This is a genomic window from Massilia sp. P1_C10, from assembly GCF_056406475.1.
Window position 1 is genome coordinate 1 of sequence record NZ_JBFUAC010000006.1, and the last position, 19,443, is coordinate 19,443.

The following is a 19,443-nucleotide window of genomic DNA, read 5'->3' on the forward strand; positions in this document are numbered from 1 at the left end:
AGCTTGAAGTCGGCGCTATACGGGCCGACCTGATTGCCCGCGATGAACGTGCCATGAGCCTGGAACCAGCTAATCCAACGATGGACCATCGAATGCGCAAGCCCGCGCTGCCTGGCCAGCTGCTTGTAGCCTATATCGCCATCAAGATACTGACGGACGACGGCCAGCTTGAATTGCTCGTCATACTTTGTCATAAACCACCTAAAAGTTGGCGTCCAACTTTTAGGTGGCACTTCAGACCAGACCCCGATATTCCGGCGCCGCGTTCCGTTTAGATACCGAGCGACTGCTTCTGCAGCTTGATCAGGTCGGCGATGCCGGCCTGCGCCAGGTCGAGCAGGCGGTTCATGCCGGCGCGGTCGAACGCTGCGCCTTCCGCCGTGCCCTGCACTTCGATGAAGTGGCCGGCCTCGGTCATCACCACGTTCATGTCGGTGTCGCAGCCCGAGTCTTCGACGTAATCGAGGTCGAGCACCGGCATGCCCTGGTACACGCCGACCGAAATCGCGGCGACGAAACTCTTCAGCGGGATCTCGGCGATCATGCCACGCTGCTGCAGCTGGCGGAAGGCGTCGTACGCCGCCACCATCGCGCCGGTGATCGACGCGGTGCGCGTGCCGCCATCGGCCTGGATCACGTCGCAGTCGAGGTGCAAGGTGCGCTCGCCGAACGCTTCGAGGTCGAACGCGGCGCGCAGCGAACGGCCGATCAGGCGCTGGATCTCCTGGGTGCGGCCGGACTGCTTGCCGCGCGCGGCCTCGCGGTCCATGCGGGTGTGGGTCGAGCGCGGCAGCATGCCGTATTCGGCCGTCATCCATCCCTGCCCTTTGCCCTTCAAAAAGCCCGGCACCTTGTCTTCGATGCTGGCGGTGCAAATGACCTTGGTGTCGCCGCACTCGATCAGCACCGATCCTTCGGCGTGCTTGGTGTACTGGCGGGTCAGGCGAATCTCGCGCAGCTGTTCGACGGCGCGCCCGCTCGGGCGATTTGCAAAAGTCATGGAAGTCCTTGAAGTGAATTGTTATTTGAGTATCTGGGTGGAGCGCTCGATGGCGCCGCGGATCTCGGCGATCGCCTTCTCGATTTCGTCGTCGTTGAAGGCGTCGACCTCGGTCGCCGCGGCCGGCTCGGGCTCGGCCTGGATCGTGGTGCTGACCAGGTTATCGGGCAGCATGTCGGTGGTGATCACGGTCGGCTCGCCCGACAGCGGCGAGGCGGCGTCGGCATCCGAGCCCTGCCACATGATCGCAAGCGCGGTCGTATTGTCGCAGGTCGGGCCGCCGACCGACACGGCCAGTTCGACCAGCTCCGGAATCGCCCGCACGATGGTCTGGGTCGCCAGCCGGTTCGTGATTTCCTCTTCGTCGAGCGGGCCCCACAGGCCGTCCGAGCAAAGCAGGATCACATCGCCCGGCTGCAGGCTCGCCTGGCGCGCCACGTCGACCTTCGGCAGCGACGAGGCGCCGATGCAGTTATACAGCTTGTTGCGGTCGGGGTGCGTGGCGCGCTCGGACGGATCGGCCAGGCCGCGCGCAATCAGGTGCTCGATGTGCGAATGGTCGCGCGTGCGCCCGAGCACCTGGCCGCGCCGCATCCACAGCAGGCGCGAGTCGCCGCAATGGGCCCAGATCGCGGTGTTGTGCTGGATCAGGCAGGCCACCGCGGTGGTGCGCGGCGTGTCCGGCATGTTGTTCTCGGCACGGTAGCGATGGATCTCGTGGTGCGCTTCGAGGAAGGCCTCCTCCAGGAAGCGCTCGGGCTTCTTCACGTAGGGCGTGGCCTGCTTCTGGAACAGCGCCGACATGGTCTGCATCAGGATCGTCGCGGCCATTTCGCCGCGCAGGTGGCCGCCCATGCCGTCGGCCAGCACCAGCAGCAGCGCGTCGCGGGTGAAGCTGTAGCCCATGCGGTCCTGGTTGACCTTGCGGCCGCCGATATGGCTTTGCTGGTAGACGGAAAATTGCATCTGCGCGCTCCGGGATCAGTTGATTTTCTTGCGGCCGATGGCGCCCAAACGCCCGACCAGAGTGCGCAGCTGGCCCGACAAGGTGTCGGCCGCGGCCGGGGCCGCTGCCGGCATCGGGGCCTGGAGCAGCTTCTGCAGCGCGAACACGCTCTGCGGGCGCGCCAGCGGATCGAGCTCCAGGCAGGAGCGCACCATCGCCACCAGCTCGGGCGAGTAATGCGGCGCCAGCCTGGCGTAGTGCGGCTCCATCTTGTCCTCGGTCTTGCGCTGGTCGGCCGGCTGCGGCGGCTGGCCGGCCATGCAGGCGAACATCGAGGCGCCGATGCTGTAGATGTCCGACCAAGGCCCCAGCGCCGCGGCCTTCGAATACAGGTCCGGCGGCGCGAAGCCGGGGGTATACATCGGCGTCAGCTTGGGCACGTCGGCGTTGATGGTCTGGCGCGCGGCGCCGAAGTCGAGCAGCATCGGGCTGCCGTCGCTGGTGCGCAGGTAGATGTTGGCCGGCTTCAGGTCCAGGTGCAGCAGCTTGTTGGCGTGAACTTCGCGCAGGCCGCTGCATACCTCGGTGAAGACCTGGCGCACGAACGCCTCGCCCACCTTGCTGCCCTTGGCGTTCAGGCGCGCGATGTGCTCCTGCAGCGAATGGCCCGATTCGTAGGCCATCACCATGTAGACAGTCTCGTTGGCGCGGAAGAAGTTCAGTACCCGCACCACGTTGGGATGGGCGATCAGCGCCAGCGCCCTGCCCTCTTCGAAAAAGCACTTGAGGCCGATGCGGAAAACCGGCAGGTTCTTGCGTTCGATGACGGGAATCAGCTCGCCCGGCTGGCGCAGCGCGAGGGCGCTCGGGAGGTATTCCTTGATGGCCACCGCGTTGCCCTCGCCGTCATACGCCAGGTAAACAATACTGAACCCACCGGACGCAATTTTCTTTACAATGCGATATCCAGCAATTTCCAGCCCATCGGGCAATGGGGCGTTGTTTTGTGCAGCCATGAAGGGTTCCTTGCTTAACACGGCGATTGTGTGGATAAATCACAGCTTTGTAAAGAAAAGATAAAAACCGGGGACTCCATTGAGCATTTCAAGCATGACAGGCTATGCGGTCGCGACCAGCGAAGGCGCGGCAGGAACACTGACGATTGAGATCAAGAGCGTCAACTCGCGCTTTCTCGACCTGCAGTTTCGCATCAACGACGAATTGCGCGCACTCGAACCGGACCTGCGCGCGGCAATCATGGCCGCCATCACGCGCGGCAAAGTTGAAGCGCGCCTGAGCTTCGGCCGCAAGGTCGCCGGCGGCTCGCAGGCGCTGAACGCGTCGCTGCTGTCCGACCTGGCCCGCCTGCAGGAGGAAGTCACCCGCCACTTCGCCTCGGCGCCCGTCATGACGGTGGCCGAGCTGCTGCGCTGGCCCGGCGTGATCGAAGAAGCGCAAGTCGGCCAGGAGTCGCTGCAGGCCGACGTCGCCGCCCTCACCGCGCGCACCGTCGCCGCCTTCGTCGACAGCCGCCAGCGTGAAGGCGCGGCGCTGCAAGCCATGCTGGAGTCGCGCATCGACGCGATGGACGTCATTGTCAAGCGCATCACGCCCTTGATCCCGCAGGTGATCGCGCAGTTCCAGCAGAAGGCGATCGAGCGCATGCAGGACGCGCTGGGCCTGGCCGGCCACGGCGCCCCGTCGACCCTGTCGCGCCAGGAAGCGTTCGAGCGGATCCGCCAGGAAGTGACCTTGTACGGCATCCGGATCGACGTTTCGGAAGAGCTGTCGCGCCTGACCGCCCACCTGACCGAAACGCGCCACATCCTGAAAAAAGGCGGGCAGGTCGGCAAGCGCCTCGACTTCATGATGCAGGAACTGAATCGCGAAGCGAATACGCTGGGCGCCAAGGCCTCGGTCAAGGAACTTGCCGACGCCTCGATGGAATTGAAGCTGCTGATCGAGCAGATGCGCGAGCAGGTGCAGAACCTCGAATAAAAACCGCGGCGCCGACAAGAACGGGCTCAGGTCCGCCGGACCTGACCCCATGTTTTGACGCCGCCGCTGGCCGTAGGATTAACACTTAGGATTTTTTTATCATGAATACCCATACCGCCTTCGCCGGCAGCCTGTTCATCGTCGCGGCGCCGTCGGGCGCCGGCAAATCGACCCTGGTCAACGCCTTGCTGGCCCAGGAGCCGGCCATCAAGCTGTCGATCTCGACCACCACGCGCCAGCCGCGCCCGGGCGAGCAGGACGGCCGCGAATACCACTTCACCACGCCCGAGGACTTCGTCGCGCGCGCCGACGCCGGCGAATTCCTCGAGTGGGCCGAGGTGCACGGCAATTACTACGGCACCTCGCGCCTGGTGGTCGAAAAGGACATGAAGGCCGGCACCGACGTGCTGCTGGAAATCGACTGGCAGGGCGCACGCCAGGTGCGCAAGCAGTTCCCGTCGGCGGTCGGCATCTTCATTTTGCCGCCCTCGATCGCCGCGCTGGAAGAGCGTTTGTACAAGCGCGGCCAGGACGAACCGCACGTCATCACCAAGCGCCTGCTGGCCGCCGGCGGCGAGATCGCTCACGCTCCCGAGTTCGACTATGCTATTATTAATGAAGAGTTCAACGTCGCCTTGTCCGAGATGAGTGCGATTGTCAAAGCGACACGTGCCCGGTTTCCTCAGCAAGCCGCGCGTAACGCCTCGCTATTTGCCCAGTTGGGCATCCATGCGCAGCAGTCGTAATCCCCTCTCAGCCCCGGCAAATTCACACTATTTGGAGTAACTATGGCCCGTATTACCATTGAAGATTGCTTGAAGAATATTCCTAACCGCTTCCAGCTGACCCTCGCCGCGACCTATCGCGCACGCCAGCTGCTGCAGGGCCATACTCCGAAAGTGGACGCCAAGGACAAGCCGACCGTGGTCGCGCTGCGCGAAATCGCCGCCGGCAAGGTGGGCATCGAAATGCTGAAAAAGGTGCCGATGTAACAGGCGCTCCGCCTAATGTGTCAACCCGCCATTCTGGTATCCTTTCATCACACTGCGGCTGATTGACCAAGCGTATGAACCTGACTACCCCGGATTCGACACATTCAGGCACCCCCAAGACCCGAGACAGGCGCTCGGCGTCGAAGCCGCAAGAAACCGAACGGGCCGCCGCGCCCGCGGTCGCCTCGTTCACCGCGCTGTCTGCCCGGCTGTCCGAATACCTCACCCCCGCCGAACTGAAGAAGGTCAAGGAAGCCTATCGTTTTTCCGACGAGATGCACCTGGGCCAGGTCCGCAAGTCGGGCGAGCCTTACATCGTCCATCCGATCGCCGTCGCCGAAATCTGCGCCGACTGGAAGCTCGACGCGCAAGCCATCATGGCCGCGCTGCTGCACGATGTGATGGAAGACCAGGACGTCAAGAAGGAAGAGCTGATCGAACGCTTCGGCGCGCCGGTCGCCACCCTCGTCGACGGCCTGTCCAAGCTCGAGAAAATCGAATTCCAGAGCCTGATCGAGGCGCAGGCCGAGAACTTCCGCAAGATGCTGCTGGCGATGGCGTCGGACGTGCGCGTGATCCTGATCAAGCTGGCCGACCGCCTGCACAACATGCGCACGCTCGAGCACATGGCGCCGGTCAAGAAGCGCCGCATCGCCGCCGAGACGATGGAAGTGTACGTGCCGATCGCGCACCGGCTTGGCCTCAACGCCATCTACCGCGAGCTGCAGGACCTGTCGTTCGCGCACCTGTACCCGATGCGCTACCGGACCCTGGCCAAGGCCGTCAAGGCGGCGCGCGGCAACCGGCGCGAAGTGGTCAAGAAGATCCTCGAGTCGGTCAAGACCACGCTGGCGGTGGCCGAGATTCCGGCCGAAGTCTACGGCCGCGAAAAGACCCTGTACGGCATCTACAAGAAGATGCGCACCAAGCACCTGTCGTTCTCGCAGGTGCTCGACGTGTATGGCTTTCGCGTAGTGGTCGACAGCTTCGCCCAGTGCTACGTGGCGCTGGGCACCCTGCACGGCCTGTACAAGCCGATGCCGGGCAAGTTCAAGGATTACATCGCGATCCGCAAGCTGAATGGCTACCAGTCGCTGCACACCACCCTGATCGGCCCGTACGGCACGCCGGTCGAATTCCAGATCCGCACCCAGGAAATGCACCGCACCGCCGAATCGGGCGTGGCCGCGCACTGGCTGTACAAGAACAACGAGTCGAACCTGTCGGACCTGCAGCAGAAGACCCACACCTGGCTGCAGTCGCTGCTCGACATCCAGCAGCAGACCGGCGACTCGGCCGAATTCCTCGAGCACGTCAAGGTCGACCTGTTCCCCGATTCGGTTTACGTGTTCACGCCGAAATCGAAGATCATCGCGCTGCCGCGCGGCGCCACGGCGCTCGACTTCGCGTACTCGATTCACACCGGCATCGGCGACCACACCGTCTCGGTCAAGATCAACAACGAGCCGGCGCCGCTGCGCAATGAGCTGCATAACGGCGACATCGTCGAAATCGTCACCGACCCGTCGTCGCGCCCGAGCCCGACCTGGCTGGCGTTTGTCCGCACCGGCAAGGCGCGATCGGCGATCCGCCACCACCTGCGCACGGTGAACCTGGGCGAGTCGGTCGAGCTGGGCCAGGAACTGCTGGCCCAGGCGCTGTCCGCGCTGAATATCAATCCCGAGCTGCCGCAGGCGACGATTGAAAAGCTGCTCAACGAATCGTCGGCCAAGTCGATGGAAGACCTGTACGCGGAAATCGGCATCGGCAAGCGCATGGCCGCGCTGGTCGCGCGCCACATCTTCGGCCTGATCGACGACGACCAGGGCAACCTGCCGTCCGAGCACCACCTGATCCCGGCGGAGCTGGACCCGGTGACGATCTACGGCAGCGAAGGCGTGTCGGTGCAGCTGGCGCCGTGCTGCCTGCCGATCCCGGGCGACCAGATCATCGGCCAGCTGCGGCGCGACCAGGGCCTGATCGTGCACACCAGCGACTGCATGCCGGCCAAGCGCCTGCGCATCAAGGAGCCGGACCGCTGGATCGCGGTGCAGTGGGGAGCGGAGCTGAACCGCCGCTTCGACTGCCGGATCCGGGTGTTGATCAACAACGAAAAAGGCATTCTCGCGCGGGTCGCCGCGGAGATCGGCGAATCCGACGCCAACATCAGCTACGTCGGCATGGACGAGGACCTCGAACACGTCATGACCCAGCTGCGCTTCACCATCCAGGTCAAGGATCGGGTACACCTGGCGCACCTGATCCGCAATCTGCGGCGCGTGGCCGGCGTAACGCGGGTCGAGCGCGAGCGGGCCTAATCGGCAGCGCGGTTGACACATGCCCATTTTGGGTATTAACATACCTTTTATGGGTATTTACGCTGATGCATTATTCACGAAGACACAACAGCGCGTGCTGGCGGTGTTGTTTGGTCAATCCGAACGCTCTTTCTACGCCAATGAAATAATCGCTTTGGCGGCATCCGGGTCCGGGGCCGTGCAGCGAGAACTAGCCCGATTGGAAGCGGCTGCGCTGGTGAGCGTACATTGGGTCGGCAACCAGAAACATTACCAGGCAAACCACGCCGCACCGATCTTTGCGGAGCTACGTTCAATCGTACTCAAGACGTCTGGTGTGACGGATGTGCTGCGCGCTGCGCTTCAGCCACTGTGGCCTCTCATCGATGCGGCCTTCGTCTACGGGTCGATCGCCAAAGGCACCGAACATGCCGGCAGCGACGTCGACCTGATGGTGATTGGATCGCTGCAGTCGAACGCGCAGTTGCTGGAAGCCCTGCTGCCAGCAACTGCGCAATTGGGCCGGGTAGTCAATCCGACGTTGTATACTTCGGAGGAGTTTGCGCAGCGCGTGCGCGATGGCCGATCCTTCATTGCGCGCGTTCTGGAGCAGCCGAAACTCTTTGTAAAGGGGACTGAAGATGGCATCGCCCGAATCGGCGGCACTGACGAACCTGGAACGCATCGGCAAGCTCAAGGCGGAACCGTTTGACGCCAGAAAACCCGTCCTGACATCAAGATCGCCCTCATATTCGGCGAGATTGCGTTTCCTGTGCGCTTGAACTGATTGACCAATTCGATGCCTTGATTACCGCAGCGCGAGCAATTACGTCCGCTGGGATTGCCTGATCGCCGGGGGGCTGGTCCCAGGACCAGCCCCCGCTGTTATTGTTGCGATTGAACCTGGGCGCGCTGGCGCTCTTCCTGCTCGCGCAGTTCCGGCGTGAACTCGGCGCCGAAGTCCTCCGCCTCGAATATCTGGCGAATCTCGATGTCGGCCTTGCCACTGGCCATCGGCATCGGCACCTTCTTGACCCACTCGATCGCCTCCTCCTTCGACTTGCACTTCCAGAGCCAGAAGCCGGCAATCTGTTCGCCGGTCAACGGGAACGGGCCTTCGGTTACGCTGACCTTGCCGCCGTCGAAATGCACCTTCGCGCCCTTCGAGGTCGGGTGCAGGCCCTCGCCCGCCTGCATGATGCCGGCGTCGATCAGCGACTGGTTGTACTTGCCCATGTCGGCCAGCAGCTGCTCGGTAGGCATCACGCCGGCTTCGGTATCCTTGTCGGCTTTCAGCAAAATCATGAATCGCATCGCGGTCTCCGTTTGTGAGGGTATGGGTGATCGAAATTACCATATTTTCGCTGTTGCGGCGACGGCGGACCAGACCCCGACTGCGCGGCCATCTGAAAGACTTGAGTATGGGTGTGGCGAACGCTCATCGCGTTTCGACAAAAAAGCGACAGTGACAATTGAATAGTTTCCATAAGGAAAAAGAGCGTATTGTTTATACATCTACCCTTAAGGAAATATCATGTCCATGACCCTACTCCTGACCTGCTTCGCCGCCGTTGTGATGGCCGCGCTCGTAATGGCAGCGAAGGGCGCCGCGGGGCGACAATCCACCGCGTTCAAGGCCCGGCCCATGCTCACTGCGAACGAACTCGAATTCCTCGGCCGGCTCGAACGCGCGGTGCCCGAATACCGCTTCCACGCGCAGGTTGCCATGGGCGCCCTGCTGGAGCCGGCGATCGCGAAGAAGTTGAATGGCCGCGAATACATGCGCGCGCGCGGCATGTTCAGTCAGAAGATCGTCGATTTCGTCGCCCAGCGGCGCGACAACGGCCAGATCGTGGCGATCATCGAACTCGACGACCGTACCCACAACGCCGAAAAGGACGCGAAACGCGACGCCATGCTGCAGCAGGCCGGCTACCGCGTCATGCGCTGGACCTCCAAAGCGAAGCCGGCAACGTCCGAGATCCTCGACTCACTGGTCGGCTCACCCGCCGCTCAGTCCGGCTCCGGCGCCGGGTAACTGACGCCGAGGATTTCCAGCTCTTCGGTCCCCAGCGGGGTCTGCAGCGTCACCAAGTCGCCCTCGCGCGCCTTGGTCAGCGCGCGCGCCACCGGCGACACCCAGCTGATCTTGCCCTTGAGCGGGTCGAGTTCGTCGATGCCGACGATGGTCACGGTGTGCTGCTGGCCGGCGCCGTTCTGGTAGTGCACGGTGGCGCCGAAGAACACCTGGTCGTTGCCGTGATGGACGGTCGGATCGACCACGGCTGCCGAGTCCATGCGCTTGGTCAGGAAGCGGATCCGGCCGTCGATCTGGCGCAGGCGCCGCTTGCCGTAGATATAGTCGCCGTTCTCCGAGCGGTCGCCGTTCGACGCCGCCCAGTGCACCACCTTCACCACTTCCGGCCGCTCGACGTCGATCAGCTGCAGCAGCTCGTCCTTGATGCGCTGGTAGCCGGCCGGCGTGATGTAGTTCTTGGCGCCGGCGGGAATCGCCTGCGCCAGGGCCAGCGCTTCCGCTTCGTCCTCGTCGTCGGACTCTTTGACAAATGCTTTATTCATAAGGGGTATTGTAGCGGGTCGCCGCAAAATGAGGTCAGGTCCGCAGGACCGGACCCCGCTGTGCGGCCGCCCTGTTAAGGTATGATGGCCGCAATGAAACGATCCCGCACACTGCGCAACCGGCTGCTCTCGCCCCTGGTCTACCTGGGCGCGCTGATCCTGCTGCTGGAAGAATGGTTCTGGGACGTCGGCTTGCGCCTGGTGCGCCTGGTCGCCAGCTGGCCGCCGCTCAAGGCGATCGAGCGCCACGTCGCCGCGCTGCCTCCCTACGCCGCACTGGCCGCCTTCGTGCTGCCGGCACTGCTGCTGCTGCCGGTCAAAATTCTCGCGCTGGTCGCCATCGCCAGCGGCCACCCGATTTCCGGTATCGCCGTCATCGTCGTCGCCAAGATCGGCGGCGCCGCGCTGGTGGCGCGCATCTATTTCCTGACCCGCCCCACCCTGCTCACCCTGGCCTGGTTCGAGCGCTGGCACAGCCGCTTCATCGACGTGCGCGACCGCTGGATCGCGACCCTCAAGGCGACCGACGCCTATCGCCGCGCCAGCATGCTGTCTGCGCTGATGCGCGGCGCGATCCGGACCGCCTTCGCCCGCCTGCGTCCGCGCGTCAAATTTGGCGCGCGCGCCGCGAGCCGGCCGGCGCGCATGCTGCGCCGTTTTATCGCGATCTGGCGCGCACGGCGGCGCTGACCCATGACGACCAATTCCGCCATCGACTACGAAGCCCGCTTCAACGCCATCGTCGGCCACATGCCCGGCATGGTGGTCCAGCTGGCGCAGGACGGCGCCGGCGCCGTCTCCTTCCCCTACCTGAGCGAAGGCTGCGCCGCACTGCTCGGCCTGTCCGCGGCGGAACTGCAGCGGGACCCCGGCCTGTTCCTGCGCCTGATCCTTCCCGAGGACCGCAAGGGCTACCTCGATTCGATGCAGGCCTCGGCCGCCGCGCTCTCGGCCTGGAACTGGGAAGGCCGGATCTGGATCGACGCCTGGAAGGACGTCAAGTGGATCAACCTGCGCGCCACGCCGCACCCGGCCGAGGGCGGCGTGCGCTGGGACGGCATCATGACCAACATCACCTCGGGCAAGCTGGAGCAGCAAGAGGCGGCCAACTCGCGCGCCGGCCTGGCCGAGCTGACCGCACACATCGAGGAGGTCAAGGAGCAGGAGCGCACCCGCATCGCGCGCGAGATCCACGATGACCTGGGTGGCAACCTCACGGCCATCAAGATGGCGCTGGCGATGCTGTCGAAGCGCCTGCCGCCGGACCAGCCGCAGCTGGCCGACAAGGCCGCCTACGTCGACTCGCTGGTCGACCGCACGATCGAGGCGGTGCACCGCATCTCGCTAGACCTGCGCCCGCCGATGCTCGACTTCGGCATCGTCGCCGCTTTCGAATGGCAGGTGCGCGAATTCGAAAAGCAGAACGGCATCGCCTGCGGCTTCAGCACCAACGAGAAGGACATCGAGCTGTCGCCCGACCACGCGATCGCGCTGTTTCGCATCTTCCAGGAAGCGCTGACCAACATCGCCAAGCACGCGCGCGCGAGCCAGGTGACGGTGTCGCTTCAGCGCCAGCGCCAGCACATTTCGCTGAAAATCTGCGACAACGGCGCCGGCGTCGCCCAGGCCGACCGCATCAAACCCGGCTCGTTCGGCCTGCGCGGCATGAGCGAGCGTGCGCGCGCGCTGGGCGGCACAATGGCCTTGTCGGCGGCGCCCGGAGGTGGCACCATGGTGGCCATCAAGATCAAGCTCGCCCCGCCGGCTACGGAACCGCAACAATGACCGAAAAATCCACCATCCGCGTTTTCATCGCCGACGACCACGCCATCGTGCGCGAGGGTCTCAAGCAGATCCTGGCCGACTCGCGCGACATCGTCGTCGCCGGCGAGGCAGAAAACGGGCTGGACGCGATCAAGCTGTTCCGCAAGGCCAAGTGCCACGTGATGCTGCTCGATATTTCGATGCCCGACCGCAGCGGCATCGAGGTGCTCAAGCAGGTCAAGAAGGAGCATCCGGAAATGGCGGTGCTGATGCTGTCGATGCACCGCGAGGACCAGTACGCGATCCGCTCGCTGAAGGCCGGCGCGGCCGGCTACCTGACCAAGCAGAGCGCGCCGCGCGAGCTGGTCGACGCGATCCGCCAGGTCGCCGCCGGCCAGAAATACGTCAGCGCCGCGCTGGCGCAGGAACTGGCCAGCCAGCTGGGCGACGGCCACGAGGCGGCGCCGCACGAGGCGCTGTCGGACCGCGAGTACCAGACGCTGACCATGATCGCGTCGGGCAAGACGGTCAGCGCGATCGCCGGGGAACTCAAGCTGTCGGTCAAGACCATCAGCGAATACCGCGCGCGCCTGCTGGTGAAGATGAAGCTCAAGAACAGCGCCGAACTGACCCACTATGCGATCAAGAACCAGCTAATCGAGTGACATTTCGACCAACGTTTTCAATGCGTTGAAGTAGGCGGCTTTTCCCATCCCTTTCCGAACGATGACTTTTGATGAAGTCGATTATCATTCCTTCATCAAATTGCTTTCCGTCTGTTCCAACATGTCCACCCCGCTGCCCAATCCCGCCGACATCGCGCGCGAAGCCTTTCGCAGCCTTGCCACGCGCCGCATCGCTCCGACGCCGGACGCCTACCGCGACATCTACAACGAGATCGCCGGCGTGGCTGCCGCGCCGGCGCCCGCGCCTGTGGTGGAGCAAACCGGCGGCGCCGAGCTGGTGCTGACCGGCTTCGCCGACAAGCTGACCGGCACCCCGGGCGACCTGGCCGACTTCGGCCGCCGCTTCAACCGCGCCGTCAAGGTGCGCGACTGGGACGGCTACGCGCGCGGCCTGTCGCAGCTGGTCGAGAAGCACTTCCGCAAGGCCAGCACGATCGAAGTGGCGGGCGACGAGAACGCCGAATCGAAGGCGCTGCGCGACCTGCTCAGCCGCACCCTGACCTTCGCCGTCGCCTCGCTGCTGGGCGGCCATCCGGCGCTGGTCACCGAGGCCGAGTCGCTCGGCGCGGCCGTCAAGCTGGCCCACACCGACGAGGCGCTGGGCGAGATCGCGCTGCGCCTCAAGCAGCTGTGCTACCAGATCGAGATCAAGGGCGGCGACGTGGCCGAGCAGCAGGAGCTGCTGCTGCGCCTGTTCAAGCTGTTGCTGGAGAACGTCAGCGGCCTGCTCGACGACGACAGCTGGCTGCGCGGCCAGATCGAATCGGTGCAGGAGCTGATCGCCGGCCCGATGGACCAGCGCTCGCTGGAGGACGCCACGCGCAGCCTGAAGGACGTCATCTATAAGCAGAGCAAGCTGAAGCACAGCCTGTCGGACGTCAAGGTCACCGTCAAGAACATGATGATGACCTTCATCGACCGCCTCGGCTCGGTGGCCGCGAGCACCGGCGACTTCCACGAAAAGATCGGCGGCTTTTCCGAGCGCATCAGCCGCGCCGACAAGATCGAGGACCTCAACGACGTCGTCGCCGAGGTGCTGCGCGAAACCCGCCTGGTGCAGACCGAGGCGCTGACCGCGCGCGACCGCATGGTCGCCGCGCGCCAGGAAGTTGAGGAAGCCGAGGGCCGCATTGCCGCGCTCGAGGCCGAATTGCGCCACATGAGCGAACTGGTGCGCGAAGACCAGCTGACGGGCAGCCTGAACCGGCGCGGCCTGGACGACGTGTTCGAGCGCGAAACGGCGCGCTCGGACCGGCGCGGCACGCCGCTGTGCGTCGCCCTGCTCGACCTGGACGACTTCAAGCGCCTCAACGACACCCACGGCCACCTGGCCGGCGACGGCGCGCTGCGCCACCTGGTCAAGATCGTCAAGGAGACGCTGCGCTCGATGGACGTGATCGCCCGCTTCGGCGGCGAGGAATTCGTCATCCTGCTGCCCGAGACCACGATCGAGGCCGCGGCCCAGACCATGACGCGCCTGCAGCGCGAGCTGACCAAGCACTTCTTCCTGCACGAAAACGAGAAGCTTCTGATCACCTTCTCGGCCGGGGTCGCGCTGCGCATCCCGAACGAGCAGCAAGCGGCGCTGATCGGGCGCGCCGACAAGGCGATGTACCAGGCCAAGACGAGCGGCAAGAACCGCGTGGTCGTGGCCGAGTGATCCGACACGGACACCGCGCCGACCCGTAGTGCGGGTCAGACCCGGGCTTACGCTGAACGTGCCGACATCGTTTGGTAGCGGTCCGCTTGCGCCGTATCGCCGAGGCAGCGATAGAACACGGCGAGGTTATGCGCCGCCAGGTGACTGCCGCGGCCGACGACCGAGCCGCTCAAGGTTGGCTGGTCGCCGATCTCGAGGCAGCGCAGCCAGCTCGCTTCGACCATGATCAGCAATTCCTCCACCTCGCTGGCCGGGTTCAGATTGGCCCAGTCGAGCAGCAGGTCCCCCAGCGCGAAGAAGAAATCGGGCGAGTGCTGCCAGTTCGGCATCTCCGTTTCGGCCAGATGAATGGCCGCTTGATGCTGTTGCGCTTTTTTCATGGAAAAAATCGCCCGCACCACCAGGTCATGGCGGCATGCATCGCCGGCACCCGACACCGCCAGCGCCTCCTGGTAGCGGACGCTCGCCAGTTCATAGTTCTCGTAGACCTCGTAGTTCTTGCCGAGCTCGTACAGAAGGTGGGTATCGCCCGGCGCCTCGGCGAGCGACTTCAGCAGTAGCGCCTCGTTGCGTCCGGCTTTCTGGTCGAGGAAATGCTGCCGGTAGCCATCGTGCATGATCGGCAGTTGCAGCCGGCGGCGAGGCAAGCCGGAAGCCGGCTGTTCGTGGATGCGCCCTTCGTAGCGCACGCCCCGCGGTAGCAGACGGGGGATCCACGACGACGCCACGTCGACGCCGCCGTGCAGGTCGAACTGGCTGGCGATGGGCAGCAGGCCGAGAAACGGCGCCGCCCGGGCGATGGCGCTGCGCAGGACACTGTTGACGGCCGCCGGGTCGATCCACTCATCGGCATCGAGCACCAAGTTCCAGCGCGCGGTCGAGCAGTCGAGCGCAGCGTTGCGGGCCGCTGAAAAATCATCGTTCCAGACGAAATGCGCGACTTGCGCTCCAGCGCGTATGGCGATCTCTGCGGTAGCGTCGGTGGAGCCGGTGTCGAGCACGATCATCTGGTCGATAAATCCTTTAGCCGACTGCAGGCAGCGCTCGATGCAACGCGCTTCATCGCGCGCGATGACCACCAAGGCAATGTCGACAATCGCTTGTGTGTCTGTACTGCGCATAAGTCTCATAAAGATGACATGGTTCGGGCCGGCATGGAGTGCCTTCAGGTGGCGGCCGTGGCTTTATGTTGCCACGGTAACACTAAAGTATCAAAAAGCCTACTCTTCAGGACCACGCCCGACCATGAAATTAAAATTTTTTTCGCCCTAAAGAAAGAAAAAAATCGGCCGTCTAGCGGGACGCCGCCGCTAAATTGAAGACCAAATAAATGAATTTATAAGCGATTCTCACCATCAACTTTTGGGAACACCCACCGTTACCAGACTCAACTGCGGTCTGATTGCTTCGTAACAGGGAAGCAGACCAAGGTGAACCGCGGCACGTCGCCCACCTCGAAATACAAGTTTTGGAGAAATATCATGGCAGCTTTTATCAACACCAACACCGCATCGCTGAACGCACAACGTAACCTGAATTCGTCGCAAGGCGCACTGGCCACGTCGCTGCAGCGTCTGTCGTCCGGTCTGCGCATCAACAGCGCAAAAGACGACGCCGCCGGCCTGGCAATTTCCGAGCGTATGACGTCGCAGATCCGCGGTAGCGACCAGGCAGCACGCAACGCCAACGACGGCATCTCGCTGGCTCAAACGGCCGAGGGCGATCTGGCCCAGATCGGTTCGAACCTGCAGCGTATGCGTGAACTGACGGTTCAGTCGTCGAACGCTTCGAACAGCTCGAGCGACCGCGCCGCGCTGCAAAACGAAGTTGACCAACTGCGTCAGGAAATCGACCGCGTTGCTTCGAGCTCGTCGTTCAACGGTGTCAAACTGCTCGACGGTACGTTCTCGAACCAGACCTTCCAGATCGGCGCGAACAACACCGCGAACGACAAGATCACCATCGCCAACATCGGCAGCTCGCGTACTTCGGCCCTCGGCGCCAGCTACAGCGCTTCGGCCACCTCGTCGTCGCCGAACACCACCGCTTTTGCCGCGGACACCCTGATGATCAACGGCGTGGCAGTTGGCGCCTCGACGGCGGCGATGGACACCAAGTCCACCTCGAACGCGGCAGGCAGCGCGATCGCCAAGGCAGCAGCGATCAACGCCGCTTCGACCGGCGTGACCGCAACCGTCAATTCAAACTCGAAAAGCGGCGTCGGCGCAAGCGCGTTCACGGCGACCACCGACGATATCGCCGCCGGCGATCTGACCATAAACGGCGTGAACATCGGTGCAGTGACCGCTGCCGGCTCCGCTGCCGCACAAGGCTCGGCGCTCGCTACCGCGATCACCGCCCAGTCCGCAGCAACCGGCGTCACCGCGACGGCCGACGCCACCACCGGCGCGCTGACGCTGTCCGCCGCCGATGGCCGCAATATCACCATCGGCCAGGCCGGCACCGCCACCACTAACCGCACCGGTCTGACCGCAGGCACCTACGCCGGCACCTTCACGCTGTCGTCGACCTCGAACAGCGGTTTCACTTTGGCTTCGGGCGGCAGCGGCACCTCCGCCGCCGACGTCGGCATCAGCATGGGCAACAAGGCGGCGAGCGCCACCGGCGTGGCTATCTCGGCGATCAACATCAGCTCGGTTGCCGGTTCGTCCGCTGCGCTGACCTCGATCGATTCGGCCCTGACCGCAGTGAACAGCTCGCGTGCTTCGCTGGGTGCTTATCAGAACCGTTTCGCTTCGGTTGTGACCAGCCTGCAGACCTCTTCGGAAAACTTGTCGGCTTCCCGTAGCCGTATTCAGGACACCGACTTCGCGCACGAAACCGCCGCGCTGACCCGCGGCCAGATCCTGCAACAGGCAGGTACCGCCATGCTGGCACAGGCTAACTCGCTGCCAAACGGCGTGCTGGCCCTGCTGCGCGGCTAATCCAGCCGCGTTCTAATCACGTCCTAACCTGGCCCGGACCTTCCGGGCCAGGTTTTTTCGTTTAAGGAGAAAATATGGATGTCCGCCCGTTTGGCAACAGCCCCGCCGCCCTGCCGAAGCCCGTCGAACGCGCCCAGCCGGATCCCGTCCTGCAAGCAGCCGGCCGGACGAGCGAGGCCGATGCCGCGCCCGCCTCCGGCGCTGGCCCGGCGCCCAAGCCGCACGCCGAGGAAGTCACCCAGGCGCTCAAGAGCATTAACGCCCTGCTGCAGTCGCGCTCGCCCGACCTTGAGTTTTCGGTCGACCACGACAGCGAGCGCACCATCGTCAAGGTGGTCGATACCAAGACCCACGAAGTGATCCGGCAGATGCCGACCCGGGAAGCGCTGGACATCGCCAAGGCGCTAGACCGGCTGCAAAGCATGCTGATCCGCCAGAGCGCCTGAACCCGAACAGACGGGTATTTCCCTGTCTAAAGTACGGTTAGATCGGGCCGATAACAAGATATATTCTAGTCTTTCGCGGGAGTCAAAAAGTGGGTCTTTCCTCAGCCGGTATCGGATCGAATCTGGATGTCGATGGCATTGTCAGCAAGCTTATGTCGGTTGAGCAACAACCGCTGCTGAAGCTGACATCGCAAGCGGCCAGTTATCAGGCGAAGCTGTCGGGGTTTGGCACGCTGAAAGGCGCGATTTCGTCGTTCCAGACCGCGGTCAAGGGATTGTCCGACATTAGCAAGTTCCAGAGCGTGAAAGCCAGCACCGGCGACGCCACGATTGCCAGCGCCAGCGCCGGCGCATCTGCCGCGCCGGGCAATTACGCGCTGAAGGTCAGCCAACTGGCGCAGGCCCAGAAGCTGGTCGCCACCGGCGTCGCCAGCGACGCCGCGCCGATCGGCAAAGGCGTCATCCGCATCGACTTCGGCACCGTGGCCGGCGGCACGCTCGACCCGGCGACCGGCAAATACAGCAGCGCCAGCTTCACCAGCGCTGGCGCGGGTCTCAAGAGCATCACCATCGACAGCAGCAACAACACGCTGGCGGGCATTCGCGACACCATCAACAAGGCCGACATCGGCGTTTCGGCCACCATCGTCAACGACGGCGGCAGCAGCCCGTACCGCCTGACGTTGACGTCGACCGCGACCGGCGCTCCATCGAGCATGAAGATTTCGGTCGCCGATACGGCGCCGGACACCGGCCTGTCGGCGCTGCTGAACCAGGATCCAGCTGGCTCCCAGGCGTTAACCCAGACCAGCGCGGCGCAGAACGCCAAGTTCAACATCGACGGCATCGAGATCTCCAAACCGAGCAACACTGTCAGCGACGTCCTCACGGGTGTCACGCTCAACCTGCTCAAGACCAATCCGGACACTGCGACCAATGTGTCCATCACGCGCGACACCGCTTCGGTCACCACCTCGGTTAACGCATTCGTCAAGGCATATAACGACATCAACCAGACGCTAATCGACGCCGCCGCCTACAACCCGACCACCAAGCAGGCCGCGATCCTGAACGGCGAAGCGACAGTGCGTTCGATGCAGACCCAGATCCGTGCCGTCCTGATGCAGGCAGTGGCCGGCGGCGCGGGCGACTTCGCGCGCCTGTCCGATATCGGTGTGGCGGTGCAGAAGGACGGCAGCCTGGCGGTCGACAGTGCCAAGCTGTCGAAGGCGATCAGCACCAATTTCAGCAGCTTCGCCGGCCTGTTCGCCGCCGCGGGGAAAAGCAGCGACAGCCTGGTCAGCTACACGGGTTTCACCACGGCGACCAAGCCGGGCGCTTATGCGGTGAATGTGACCCAGCTGGCCACCAAGGGGAGCAGCACCGCCACCGCGCCGGCCGGCACCGTCATCGACGCGACCAACGACACGGTCAACGTCATGCTCAACGGCCTGACCGCCACCATCAGGCTGACGCAGAAATCGTACGCCAGCGCCGCCGAACTGGCGACCGAGTTGCAGTCGAGGATCAATGGCGCCACCGAATTTTCGTCGAACGACGCCACCGCCGCAGTGACCGAATCGGGAGGCGTGCTGACGGTGACGTCGACCAGGTTCGGATCGGCCTCGAGGGTATCGATCACCGGCGGCAACGGCCAGACCAACCTGAATTTCGCCACCGGCGGCCCGACCGAGCTCGCTGGCGTCGATGTCGCCGGCACGATCAACGGCGCTGCCGCCACCGGTAACGGCCAGTCGCTCACCAGCGCGTCCGGCGATTCGACCGGCTTGGCGCTGACCGTTTCTGCCGGCGCGCTGGGCGCGCGCGGCACGGTCAACTATTCGCAAGGCTACGCCTACCAGTTCGACAAGATGGCCACTGCGATGCTCGGCGTCGGGGGCGCGCTGGCGGCGCGAACCGACGGTATCAACGCATCGATCAAATTGCTGACGCAGCGGCAGACCGCACTGAACGCGCGCCTGGCCGAGACCGAGAAGCGCTACCGCGCGCAGTTCACGGCCCTTGACGTCACCATCAGCAAGATGAGCACCACCAGCACCTACTTGAGCCAGCAGCTGGCGCAGATAGCGGCCATGAATACGCAGTAAGCAGTAACAGATAAACGAAAG

General features: G+C 64.0%; 20 protein-coding genes. 13 read left to right on the top strand and 7 right to left on the bottom strand.

Translation table 11 applies throughout. The features are described from left to right. The 4 genes from AC1D02_RS14205 to AC1D02_RS14220 form a co-directional block, all read right to left on the bottom strand. Positions 1-194 (bottom strand): transposase (locus AC1D02_RS14205; protein WP_477317170.1); only part of this gene is annotated, 194 nt, incomplete at its 3' end. 77 nt (positions 195-271) lie between these two features. Beyond that, positions 272-1,000, bottom strand: a complete 729-nt coding sequence (gene rph / locus AC1D02_RS14210) for a ribonuclease PH (RefSeq protein WP_477317910.1) — start codon at positions 998-1,000, stop codon at positions 272-274. Positions 1,001-1,021: 21 nt separating this feature from the next. Further along, entirely contained in the window at positions 1,022-1,966 is a 945-nt protein-coding gene (locus AC1D02_RS14215; RefSeq protein WP_477317912.1) for a PP2C family protein-serine/threonine phosphatase, read from the bottom strand. A gap of 15 nt (positions 1,967-1,981) precedes the next feature. Beyond that, a complete protein-coding gene (locus tag AC1D02_RS14220) occupies positions 1,982-2,962 on the bottom strand; it encodes a serine/threonine protein kinase (protein ID WP_477317914.1) in 981 nt (326 codons plus the stop codon). A gap of 94 nt (positions 2,963-3,056) precedes the next feature. Here AC1D02_RS14220 and AC1D02_RS14225 point away from each other — a divergent pair, with 94 nt between their 5' ends. From AC1D02_RS14225 to AC1D02_RS14245, 5 genes are all read left to right on the top strand, one after another. Beyond that, positions 3,057-3,944 (top strand): YicC/YloC family endoribonuclease, encoded by an 888-nt coding sequence (locus AC1D02_RS14225; RefSeq protein ID WP_477317916.1) that lies wholly within the window; start codon positions 3,057-3,059, stop codon positions 3,942-3,944. 101 nt (positions 3,945-4,045) lie between these two features. Then, positions 4,046-4,690 carry a guanylate kinase gene (gmk, locus tag AC1D02_RS14230; RefSeq protein ID WP_477317918.1) on the top strand — a complete coding sequence of 215 codons (645 nt, stop codon included), beginning with the start codon at positions 4,046-4,048 and terminating at the stop codon, positions 4,688-4,690. Between the two features lie 42 nt (positions 4,691-4,732). Continuing rightward, on the top strand, positions 4,733-4,936 hold the full coding sequence (gene rpoZ / locus AC1D02_RS14235) for a DNA-directed RNA polymerase subunit omega (RefSeq protein WP_017878950.1): 204 nt from the start codon (positions 4,733-4,735) through the stop codon (positions 4,934-4,936). A gap of 74 nt (positions 4,937-5,010) precedes the next feature. Beyond that, positions 5,011-7,254: a RelA/SpoT family protein gene (locus tag AC1D02_RS14240; RefSeq protein WP_477317921.1), complete on the top strand. Its 2,244-nt coding sequence runs from the start codon at positions 5,011-5,013 to the stop codon at positions 7,252-7,254. Between the two features lie 19 nt (positions 7,255-7,273). Next, complete coding sequence (locus AC1D02_RS14245) at positions 7,274-7,945, top strand: nucleotidyltransferase domain-containing protein (RefSeq protein ID WP_477317923.1); 672 nt, start codon at positions 7,274-7,276, stop codon at positions 7,943-7,945. Between the two features lie 173 nt (positions 7,946-8,118). Here the strand turns inward: AC1D02_RS14245 and AC1D02_RS14250 are convergent, their stop codons facing one another. Next, entirely contained in the window at positions 8,119-8,547 is a 429-nt protein-coding gene (locus tag AC1D02_RS14250) for a YciI family protein (protein ID WP_477317925.1), read from the bottom strand. A 220-nt stretch (positions 8,548-8,767) separates the two neighbouring features. Here AC1D02_RS14250 and AC1D02_RS14255 point away from each other — a divergent pair, with 220 nt between their 5' ends. Further along, positions 8,768-9,271: a DUF2726 domain-containing protein gene (locus tag AC1D02_RS14255; protein WP_477317927.1), complete on the top strand. Its 504-nt coding sequence runs from the start codon at positions 8,768-8,770 to the stop codon at positions 9,269-9,271. Here the strand turns inward: AC1D02_RS14255 and greB are convergent. Then, positions 9,247-9,813 carry a transcription elongation factor GreB gene (gene greB, locus AC1D02_RS14260; protein WP_477317929.1) on the bottom strand — a complete coding sequence of 189 codons (567 nt, stop codon included), beginning with the start codon at positions 9,811-9,813 and terminating at the stop codon, positions 9,247-9,249. The genes AC1D02_RS14255 and greB overlap by 25 nt on opposite strands. A gap of 93 nt (positions 9,814-9,906) precedes the next feature. Here greB and AC1D02_RS14265 point away from each other — a divergent pair, with 93 nt between their 5' ends. From AC1D02_RS14265 to AC1D02_RS14280, 4 genes are all read left to right on the top strand, one after another. Beyond that, positions 9,907-10,503: a hypothetical protein gene (locus AC1D02_RS14265; protein ID WP_477317931.1), complete on the top strand. Its 597-nt coding sequence runs from the start codon at positions 9,907-9,909 to the stop codon at positions 10,501-10,503. A gap of 3 nt (positions 10,504-10,506) precedes the next feature. After that, entirely contained in the window at positions 10,507-11,598 is a 1,092-nt protein-coding gene (locus AC1D02_RS14270; protein WP_477317933.1) for a sensor histidine kinase, read from the top strand. Then, positions 11,595-12,242, top strand: a complete 648-nt coding sequence (locus AC1D02_RS14275; RefSeq protein ID WP_477317935.1) for a response regulator — start codon at positions 11,595-11,597, stop codon at positions 12,240-12,242. The genes AC1D02_RS14270 and AC1D02_RS14275 overlap by 4 nt, the downstream gene beginning before the upstream one ends. 121 nt (positions 12,243-12,363) lie before the next feature. Continuing rightward, positions 12,364-13,923, top strand: coding sequence for a GGDEF domain-containing protein (locus tag AC1D02_RS14280; RefSeq protein ID WP_477317937.1), 1,560 nt, complete (start codon positions 12,364-12,366; stop codon positions 13,921-13,923). Between the two features lie 47 nt (positions 13,924-13,970). Here the strand turns inward: AC1D02_RS14280 and AC1D02_RS14285 are convergent, their stop codons facing one another. Beyond that, a complete protein-coding gene (locus AC1D02_RS14285) occupies positions 13,971-15,044 on the bottom strand; it encodes a glycosyltransferase family 2 protein (protein ID WP_477317939.1) in 1,074 nt (357 codons plus the stop codon). A gap of 309 nt (positions 15,045-15,353) precedes the next feature. On the opposite strand from AC1D02_RS14285, the gene AC1D02_RS14290 reads away from it, so the two are divergent. From AC1D02_RS14290 to fliD, 3 genes are all read left to right on the top strand, one after another. Beyond that, the gene (locus AC1D02_RS14290) at positions 15,354-16,868 is read left to right on the top strand and encodes a flagellin N-terminal helical domain-containing protein (RefSeq protein WP_477317941.1); all 1,515 of its coding nucleotides are present in this window, start codon (positions 15,354-15,356) and stop codon (positions 16,866-16,868) included. 74 nt (positions 16,869-16,942) lie between these two features. Next, positions 16,943-17,314 (top strand): flagellar protein FlaG, encoded by a 372-nt coding sequence (locus AC1D02_RS14295; RefSeq protein WP_477317943.1) that lies wholly within the window; start codon positions 16,943-16,945, stop codon positions 17,312-17,314. 89 nt (positions 17,315-17,403) lie between these two features. After that, positions 17,404-19,422 (top strand): flagellar filament capping protein FliD, encoded by a 2,019-nt coding sequence (fliD, locus tag AC1D02_RS14300; protein WP_477317945.1) that lies wholly within the window; start codon positions 17,404-17,406, stop codon positions 19,420-19,422. Positions 19,423-19,443: the final 21 nt, after the last annotated feature.

Coding starts and splice junctions, on each gene's coding strand:
- rph (WP_477317910.1), bottom strand. CDS start 1,000: ATGACTTTTGCAAATCGCCCGAGCGGGCGCGCCGTCGAACAGCTGCGC.
- AC1D02_RS14215 (WP_477317912.1), bottom strand. CDS start 1,966: ATGCAATTTTCCGTCTACCAGCAAAGCCATATCGGCGGCCGCAAGGTC.
- AC1D02_RS14220 (WP_477317914.1), bottom strand. CDS start 2,962: ATGGCTGCACAAAACAACGCCCCATTGCCCGATGGGCTGGAAATTGCT.
- AC1D02_RS14225 (WP_477317916.1), top strand. CDS start 3,057: ATGACAGGCTATGCGGTCGCGACCAGCGAAGGCGCGGCAGGAACACTG.
- gmk (WP_477317918.1), top strand. CDS start 4,046: ATGAATACCCATACCGCCTTCGCCGGCAGCCTGTTCATCGTCGCGGCG.
- rpoZ (WP_017878950.1), top strand. CDS start 4,733: ATGGCCCGTATTACCATTGAAGATTGCTTGAAGAATATTCCTAACCGC.
- AC1D02_RS14240 (WP_477317921.1), top strand. CDS start 5,011: ATGAACCTGACTACCCCGGATTCGACACATTCAGGCACCCCCAAGACC.
- AC1D02_RS14245 (WP_477317923.1), top strand. CDS start 7,274: ATGCCCATTTTGGGTATTAACATACCTTTTATGGGTATTTACGCTGAT.
- AC1D02_RS14250 (WP_477317925.1), bottom strand. CDS start 8,547: ATGCGATTCATGATTTTGCTGAAAGCCGACAAGGATACCGAAGCCGGC.
- AC1D02_RS14255 (WP_477317927.1), top strand. CDS start 8,768: ATGTCCATGACCCTACTCCTGACCTGCTTCGCCGCCGTTGTGATGGCC.
- greB (WP_477317929.1), bottom strand. CDS start 9,813: ATGAATAAAGCATTTGTCAAAGAGTCCGACGACGAGGACGAAGCGGAA.
- AC1D02_RS14265 (WP_477317931.1), top strand. CDS start 9,907: ATGAAACGATCCCGCACACTGCGCAACCGGCTGCTCTCGCCCCTGGTC.
- AC1D02_RS14270 (WP_477317933.1), top strand. CDS start 10,507: ATGACGACCAATTCCGCCATCGACTACGAAGCCCGCTTCAACGCCATC.
- AC1D02_RS14275 (WP_477317935.1), top strand. CDS start 11,595: ATGACCGAAAAATCCACCATCCGCGTTTTCATCGCCGACGACCACGCC.
- AC1D02_RS14280 (WP_477317937.1), top strand. CDS start 12,364: ATGTCCACCCCGCTGCCCAATCCCGCCGACATCGCGCGCGAAGCCTTT.
- AC1D02_RS14285 (WP_477317939.1), bottom strand. CDS start 15,044: ATGCGCAGTACAGACACACAAGCGATTGTCGACATTGCCTTGGTGGTC.
- AC1D02_RS14295 (WP_477317943.1), top strand. CDS start 16,943: ATGGATGTCCGCCCGTTTGGCAACAGCCCCGCCGCCCTGCCGAAGCCC.